This window comes from Gelidibacter mesophilus DSM 14095, assembly GCF_000423005.1.
Classification (GTDB): Bacteria; Bacteroidota; Bacteroidia; order Flavobacteriales; family Flavobacteriaceae; genus Gelidibacter; species Gelidibacter mesophilus.
The window spans coordinates 1-8,292 of sequence record NZ_AUHD01000029.1 but is presented as its reverse complement, the minus strand read 5'-3'; the positions used below and the strand labels follow the sequence as shown (position 1 = coordinate 8,292).

The 8,292-nt window shown below is 30.4% G+C and carries 8 protein-coding genes and 1 pseudogene; 1 reads left to right on the top strand and 8 read right to left on the bottom strand.

Features of this window, described 5'->3' with window-relative positions:
• Positions 1-172 (top strand): annotated as a pseudogene (locus tag G525_RS22740) (IS110 family transposase); the annotation flags it as partial.
• A gap of 156 nt (positions 173-328) precedes the next feature.
• Here the strand turns inward: G525_RS22740 and G525_RS22590 are convergent.
• The 8 genes from G525_RS22590 to G525_RS21370 form a co-directional block, all read right to left on the bottom strand.
• Complete coding sequence (locus tag G525_RS22590) at positions 329-1,279, bottom strand: FRG domain-containing protein (RefSeq protein ID WP_027127286.1); 951 nt, start codon at positions 1,277-1,279, stop codon at positions 329-331.
• 260 nt (positions 1,280-1,539) lie between these two features.
• A complete protein-coding gene (locus tag G525_RS0117435) occupies positions 1,540-2,784 on the bottom strand; it encodes a serine hydrolase domain-containing protein (RefSeq protein ID WP_027127285.1) in 1,245 nt (414 codons plus the stop codon).
• Between the two features lie 194 nt (positions 2,785-2,978).
• Positions 2,979-4,382, bottom strand: coding sequence for a hypothetical protein (locus tag G525_RS0117430; RefSeq protein WP_027127284.1), 1,404 nt, complete (start codon positions 4,380-4,382; stop codon positions 2,979-2,981).
• Between the two features lie 191 nt (positions 4,383-4,573).
• On the bottom strand, positions 4,574-5,071 hold the full coding sequence (locus tag G525_RS0117425; protein ID WP_027127283.1) for a Panacea domain-containing protein: 498 nt from the start codon (positions 5,069-5,071) through the stop codon (positions 4,574-4,576).
• Positions 5,068-5,913 (bottom strand): hypothetical protein, encoded by an 846-nt coding sequence (locus G525_RS0117420; protein WP_027127282.1) that lies wholly within the window; start codon positions 5,911-5,913, stop codon positions 5,068-5,070. Before G525_RS0117420 ends, G525_RS0117425 begins: the two co-directional genes overlap by 4 nt.
• Before the next feature lie 160 nt (positions 5,914-6,073).
• Positions 6,074-6,556, bottom strand: coding sequence for a hypothetical protein (locus tag G525_RS0117415; RefSeq protein ID WP_027127281.1), 483 nt, complete (start codon positions 6,554-6,556; stop codon positions 6,074-6,076).
• Between the two features lie 160 nt (positions 6,557-6,716).
• Positions 6,717-7,529, bottom strand: a complete 813-nt coding sequence (locus G525_RS0117410) for a metallophosphoesterase (RefSeq protein ID WP_027127280.1) — start codon at positions 7,527-7,529, stop codon at positions 6,717-6,719.
• A 47-nt stretch (positions 7,530-7,576) separates the two neighbouring features.
• A partial coding sequence (locus tag G525_RS21370) for a transposase (RefSeq protein WP_035480073.1) occupies positions 7,577-8,292 on the bottom strand: 716 nt, incomplete at its 5' end.

The following is an 8,292-nucleotide window of genomic DNA, read 5'->3' as shown; positions in this document are numbered from 1 at the left end:
TAAGTACAACAAAGCGTGCCGCGAGATATATGAGCGAATCGTAAACAAGGGTAAGAGTAAAAAATTGGCGCTTATTGCAGTAGCCAATAAGTTATTGAAACAGTGTTTTGCAATCGTGAAATCTGGTTTACCGTACGATGATGCCCATGTGTCAGTGTTAAATATTAATTAATCGGACTCATCAACTTAGGTGCTGATTATTGATTGTTGGATTGAAAATAAAACGACGAAGGAGCTTTATTCCACTTCAACAATGCCAGGACCCATTTGTCAAATTTAATGGAGAAAAGCCTTGTTTTTTGCCTCAGTTCTTTGTTAGGCACTTTGCTTATTGTCCACAACATTTTTTATATTTTCTTCCACTTCTGCATATGCATGGGTCATTTCTGCCTACTAAATGTTTGTCATAATTAATTATCTCTTCTATTAACTTGGCAAAAGGTCCTGCATTCTCTGGAAGACCTTGCAAGTTACTACAACCTGCCAAATTCATACTCATTTTAAATAGAGATTTCCCATGCTCCCAATTTGTCATTTCGTGAGTAATAATCGAAGATGCTTTTTTAAATATTCGATAGTCCTTTTCTGCTTTTTTCGCAAAATCATTGTTGAGATACATTGAGTCGTTATTAATTCCATATTTTTCATTAAGCTCAATTAAAAATGATTCTTTTTTTTCTTTTGGTATAATTATCTTCTCAATTGGTATTGCTTTTAAGACATTTTCACAATAGTTTTCAAGGGTATAAGTTTCGGTTGTTTCTGAATTTAGTGGTAACGCTCCCCATAACAAGAAACTGCCTGATTGAGAATTTATTCTAGGATTAATTAAATTGGTTTCAACAAGAAGAGGTTCACTTGTTTTTTCTCGAAACTCGTTTAATTTAAATTTATTAAAGCCTTCTTTTTTAATTACATATAGTGCTCCATCATTTTCAATTTTATTTCCTTTTTCATCATAAATGTTCTCACAAGCGAAGTATAATGCCGTTAATATTTTATCTGTTAAATCTAATAATCTTGTTGGTATATCGTAATGTTGACTCATAGCCAAAAATTCGATTGGTTGATTAGTATAGATATGTGGTTTTTTAATAGATTCAATATCTAAAATATATAGAAGGAATGCTTCCATGATAACTGCTTGATATCTTTCGAATCTTCTGTGAATAGAAGGAATAATTGGCCATTCATGATTTGCTTGTCCTCGAAATAATAGTGTTCCAGAATTGGGGTTGATTTTATAAGAATATTGAAGTAATTCCGTAATACTATTCATATTAATTTGATATTTCTTATTGGAAGTTGATTTCGCGAAGGTTTTCTTGCATTGTGCCTAACGGTTTTGTATATGGCTCGTAGCGTGCAAATTAGCGATAACTATTCGATTAAGCACGAGCCGAATTTTTAAATTTTTCTTATTACTTTTTTTATCAATAAGCCAAATTTAAAAATTTGGCGGACTTCGCAAATATGCCTTAACTTTGAGTAAAGCAACTAATTAGCTATGAGCTATATACGTTGTTGGCAACTGGCTTTTTACTCGGTTAGTTTTTTTGAATACTCTTCTAATTTATTAAATATTCCATAATAAGCATTAACTTCTTCTTGGTTGTTGATATTTGTATTTATCAATAAAACCCTGCCTGTTCTTTCCTTTGGATTGAAAAACATTATTGATGAAACTCCAGGGTCGCCTCCTGTGTGTCCAAAATTATTCATAGCAGAAATACCCATAAATATTCCTAAATTATATTCATCATTATAAGGATTATTAGTGTTTCTTTCCGTGAAATTCTCTTCTTTTAATTGCGGTTTAAATAACTCATTATAACTGTTTTTTGAAAGTATTTTTCCACTTCCAGAATATCCTTTTATTAATTCATTAAGGTATTTACTTAAATCATTAATTGTAGTTAAAAAGCCACCATCAGGATAAGTAATTAAAGAATAATAAGGAACTTCTGTTTTGGTATCGGAATAAAGCGTTGAAACGTTGTCAAAAATAACATCATTATAATTCCAGCCCGAATTTTTCATTTCTAATGGTTTTAGAATGTATTCGGTCGTAAAATCTGAATAGGATTGGTTTGAAGCAATTTCAATAATGTATGCAGCTAATGTGGCTCCAACATTTGTGTATTCAAATAATTGTCCGGGTTTGTTTTTTGAAAAAGCACTTTTGTTATACCATTTACCGTCCTTGGATAAATAGTTTTTTAAAAATTCGGATAATGGAATTTTGGTATCACTTGGATTGAAACTTTGAGGTATATTTTCATTCTTGGTAATTGTGCTATCTATTTTGTCTTTCAGAACATACGACTTACTCATATAATTTTCAGTATCAATTATTGTTGAAGTATGAGTAGCCAATTGTCTAATTGTAATTGGTTCGTTTGGAAAATTAGGGTTTTGGACTTCAAAGGGAAGATATTTATTTATTGGGTCATCTAAATTTAAAAGTCCTTTTTCTTGTGCTTTCATTAATGAGATTCCAATAAATGTTTTGGAAACAGAAGCTATTGGTTGAATAGTATTTATAGTGTAAGGTTTTTTTGATTTTATATCAGCAAATCCAATTCCTTTTTCGTATAAAATTCCTGTGGAATCAACTATTGCAACTCCTAATCCGTTGAAATAGTCTTTATTTAAGTTTTTGATTTCTAATGTTAGACTGTCCTTTATTGGTTGATTGTCTGCAATTTCTTTTGCTGTATTTGGTTTTTGTTTACAGGAAATTATTAATAAAATTCCTAATAGTATTAGTAATATTTTGTTCATTATTATTTCTTTTAAAGACGGATTTCGTTAGTGTTACGGGTTTTTTTTCAGCTTGTTGCCAACGGTTTTGTGTATGATTAGTGGCGTGTTTAAGCACCTAATTTAGCAAATAAAAACCGAATAGAAAATCCGCGAGGATTTTCGTAAGTAGGCGAGAACTAGCCATTAATTATACACGGTGTTACCCACAGTTATTATTCCATAAAGTTATTGTATTTCTCAATGTATTCATTCAATATTTGGATGTTTTCCGTGTGTAATTTAACCTTATGATTATGTTTCGCCAATTGGTCTAAAGAATTATTAAAAATTCCCATAAATTCAACGTATTCCGTTTTATAGGTTTCTTGAAATTTCTCTTTCAGTCTTATTCGCTCGTTTTTGTAATACTTATCCTTTTCAGCCAATTTATTGTGACCAATAAGAAAATTAGCTAATTCGTTTTTTGCTTGATGTAATTCTTCTTTTTCATCTGCTATTGCTTTGTGGACTTTTGGAATAAATTTTCTGTTCAAGTCCTTTATTCGTGAAATATATTTGTCTGTCGGTATTATCTTGTTGTATTCAATTATTTTCCCAATAAAATCTAAAGCACCAATAATTTTTTCGGTTTTAAAGTTTATGAGTTCAAAACCTTTAATGTTCAATCGATAGCGATTGGCGTCTTTATCTCCAATGTCAAATTGCTCTTCATCAATTAAATCAAATTCGTTTTCTGCATAAATAGTCTGAAGTCCATCAACCATTTTTTCGCATTCTGAAATTATATATTTTTCTATAAATTCGTCTTCGTTAGTCAAAGATAAATTTGCAGCATTTTGAGTAAATGAAATTGCATAATTCCAATATTCGTTTTCAATCTTTGTCTTGTAATATTTTAATTGTCCTCTTTCGTTAACCACAGGAATTCTTGAGGTAAAACTTCTCGTATATCTGATTACCTCTGAAAAATTTGAATATCGGTAATCAATCCATTCCGATAGTGGCGTAATTTGTATGTTTTTAAATGTGAATAGCAAAAAGAAATAACTGACACTTCCATATCCAAAATTAGTTTTAATCTCTTGTTTTAAATTTTCAGTTATTTTATATTCTGGACTTGACCAACCACAAATACGATGTGAATATGCTAATACATTAGAAATAGCTTTCGCTTTATCATAAGCAAATTCAATGTCAAAAACCTTAAACCACAATTCAATTCTTTCTTGAATATTGCTTTTTAATTCTCTGAAAGCTAATTCTAAATCAAAGTCTTTATCGTCTTTCAATGCGAGGCTTTGATTTGTATAGATTAAGTCTCGCCTTTCCAAAAAGGATTTAATTCCCACTTCTACATTGACGTGTACACTTTGATATGCTTTATCTAAATCTTTGCAGTATTTAAAAATCTTGTTCGGTAATTTGGGCTGTAATACTGTTCTTATAAAAGATACAATTTGGTCTATATTATCATTTCCATTTGTTCCGCACAATATTGAAAGTTGGTTTTTCTCGCTTTCAAAATGTTTAATTATTTCAATCGTATCCGTATCAATAATTCCCTTGTTATCAATCAACAATAGTAGATAATCTTCGTTAATTTCAGGTTTTGACATAGATTGGCTTTAATTGTGGGTAACGGCTCCGTATATGAAAAGTAGCGCTGAAAATAGCAATAACTTTTCGGATTAAACACAAGCCGAATTTTTAAATTTTACTATTTATCTTTTTACTTGGAAATCGTCAAATTTAAAAATTTGGCGACTTTCCAAAAATGCCCAAACCATAGTGTTAGCAATGACTTACGCTATTTTTTATATACATTGTTGCCAGTAGTTTTTTCCGCTTTATATTCAATTGCTAATGATTTTAAATCTAACGTTGAATATTTTAGATTAGTTCTTACTGGATAAGTTGAATAAACTATTGATATAAAATTTGACCATTCAATGTGAAATGTTTTTTCAATAATAAAGTCAGTTATTTTTTTACCTTTAATATCTATATTAATTTGTAGGTTTTTTGATTTCTTGATATTAAACTTATCAGTAATACCGCCATATGGATTTTCACGCGTGTATACTTCATAAATATCTGGATTGTTTTTAATAGTATTAATCACATCATTGACATATGGACCGTAATGATTGTAAATCCATCTTATATCTGTGTATTGTTCACCAAATTCGATTGAATGTTTCCAATCAATTAAGTAAATTAATTTAACTAATCGAGGCTTTGATAATTCTTCAATTTTTGGATACTTAACTAATATGTATTTTATAAGTTCGTTTAGTTTGTTCATAGCTCTAAATTATCGTTATCCAAATCTATATTATCTAAAATCTTCACACCGTAATTCTTTTCAATAAACATAACGAGCGGTTGTTTTATGCCGGCTAAACTATCTATTATTTCTTGTTTAGTAAATGCGTTCTCTCTTTCACTCTCAAAAACTAAAATGGCTTTTGGCGAACTATCAAAACCATTTATTCTATAAACGAAATAAGTTCTTGATTTCATATTCATATTATCAACAACATCTTTTTCTATAAAATTTATTTTATTAACTGCTTGATAATATCTATTTCCATTTCCTGAATTAGGGTCAGGTAAATTATTTATAAAAAATTCTCCTTCAGCCCATCCTTTTCCTATAAATCCATCTGACAATGGGTATTTTGGACGTCCCTTTTCCATTAAGTTTGGATTTATTGATGAACGACCAATTAAAGTAAAACCATCCTCATAAACTTTATAAACACTTATTCTTTCTTGATGCGTAAAACCTAAATTCTTTACAATTAGTTTTATGTAAGAATTGAATAAATCACTTGTTTCGTGAATTATTTCCGTTAGAGTAGTTTCTAAATCTGTAATTTTTAAACCTTTCTCTTTCTTATCTTTTTCTAATTCCGCGACATCTTTTGCTTGTGTAATTGAAATTATACCAAATACTAAAGCAGTTAAAACTGTAATTCCATATATGACTTTACCGATTTCAAATTCTTGAATACCAAATGCAGTAATTGTCCAGTCATTAATATTTGATATATCAATTATGGATAAAAATATTACCGCTATACCAGAAACATAAAGTGATTTATTAAATATCCAGTCAATAACTTTATGCAAAATGTTTCTCATTCAATGTGCTTTTTTCAAATTACTGGCAACGTTTAGTATAACCGCAGTTACGGGATAAATTTAATGTTTTTCAGATAAGCACCGACGGTAGCAATTACGCGTGGATTCGGACGCAGTCGAATCCGCCGTAATTGCGGTTATGCATTGTTAGCCACAGTTTTTATATCGGACTGTAATTTACAAAATCCAATTTCAACTTTTCCGCTAATAATTGTGCTTCTAAAATTGCGTTATTCTTGTCTTTAAAATCTGAAATTAATAATTGTTTTCTCTGGGTTTTATTTAAAAGACATAATCTGTTAATTTTTTTTCTTTCAGAGAATTGAACCCCAGTTCGACTATATCCATAACTTGTTCGATTGATGGAGAGTAATGTTATAAAAGTATAATCTTCTATTGATTTCCAGTTTCCTAGTTTAATAAAGAAAATGCCTAAATAATATTTTATTTTTCTGTCATTAAAATCAACGATTGTTCCTTTCCGAATGAAAACTATTACAATTCCGATTAATAAAATCGAAAACCCAAGTTCCATTCTTGAGGAAAAAGTTCCAATTAATATCAGTCCGCAAATAATTAAGGTAATTCCAATTATGATAAACATTAAAGGAAAAACTCGCTCACGTTTATAATCAATCTTCATTATATTAATTTGGTCAAATTGTGGCTAACGTTTATGTGTATGATTAGTGGCGTGTTTAAGCACCTAATTTAGCAAATAAAAACTGAATAGAAAATCCGCGAGGATTTTCGTAAGTAGGCGAGAACTAGCCATTAATTATACACGGTGTTGCCAGTAGTTTTTATATTTCCATTTCTACCATTTCCGCTCTTGCTCCAAATCGGATGGGTAAAATACTCGTTCCAATTCCTTTTGATATATACATTTTCGGTTCGGATTCTTTATACCAACCTTTTAAATATTTTCCACTTCCTTGAGGTTTGAAAGGAACAATTCCAAAAAATGTAATTTGCCCTCCGTGAGTATGTCCAGAAAGTACTAAATCAATATTTAAATTTCCTTTTTGTTTTGTGATTATATCTCTGTGTTCAGGACAATGTGATAAAACAATATTTGTTTCAGTTTCTTTTAGATTTTCAACTGCTTTTTCAAAATCAGCGGTTCCTCCAACAAAATCGTCAATTCCGATTATTGAGATTTCTCGATTTTTAATTGAAATTGTTCTATTCTCGTTTATCAGTAATTCACAGTTATTTTTAGAATAAATACTTTTAAGTTCTGTCAGATTTACATTCCCCCAATATTCCCAATTTCCAGTTATCGCATACTTTTTTATCGAATTGTCAATTAATTCAAGGAATTCATTCAGAGGTTTTATTTTTTCTGTTTTATCAACAGAATCTCCAGTTATAAATATTAAATCAGGTTTTATTGAGTTTATTTTTTTCGCAATAGATTTGTGAAAGTATCTTAATTGGTCAAAATGTAAATCCGAAATTTGAATGATTTTTATTTTGTCTTTTTCCGATTTTGAGATGTCAAAGTAATTCCAGTCAATTACATATTTCTCAAACCAAAGTGAGTCCAAAAGAACTAAACCAATTGAGGCTAAAATTCCTCTTTTAATAAATTTTCTTCTGGTTAATTTCGTCATTTTTTAAATTCTGAGTAACGTTTTTATTTCACCCTGTTTTATTGGTTTCAAGCAGGTTGTATTTTACTCATTCTGGCATCTAAATTAGCGATTTGTTTTTGAAGTTCGAGAACCTTCCTCTTTCTTTTCTGGTCAAGATACTCATAAACTGTTGGAGGACTGTACTGTTGTTTTTTGTAAAGCATATTCCAAATTATGGTTGCTAATTTTCGTGCTGTAGCTGATACAGCTACAGCTCTGCCTTTCCTGTATGCAATTCTATTGAAGAAGTTGGAAAGATGAGTGTCCTTTAAATTTCCAATGGCATTTGCTGCCTGCCTGAGGGCTATTTTAAGTCTATTGCTTCCTTTTGGGGTTCTGCTGCTAAGGATGCGCCCGCCTGATATTTTATTATTAGGGGCCAATCTTAGCCAAGATGTGAAATGCTGTGCATTGTGGAACTCCAGTATTCCTTTTTCACCAAGTTCGCTCATCAATGTAAGCACTGTTCCGTGGCTAAACCCTTCTATGGCGTATAGATCGATTCTATAGAAGTATTGATAGGAAATGAGATTCAGGTCAATATTTTTTGGTGTGTTCTTGTTGATCCTTTTGTGTACTTTCTTATCAATGCACAATGCCTTCTTTGCATGATCCTGATCTATAAAGTCGTCCAAAACCCTTTTAATCTCATCATCACATTCCATGATCAATTGTTGTGCATCCAGATATTTTCGCAGTTCCTGTTTAAGAACAAATAAATAATCCTGTCGATTATTGCTTT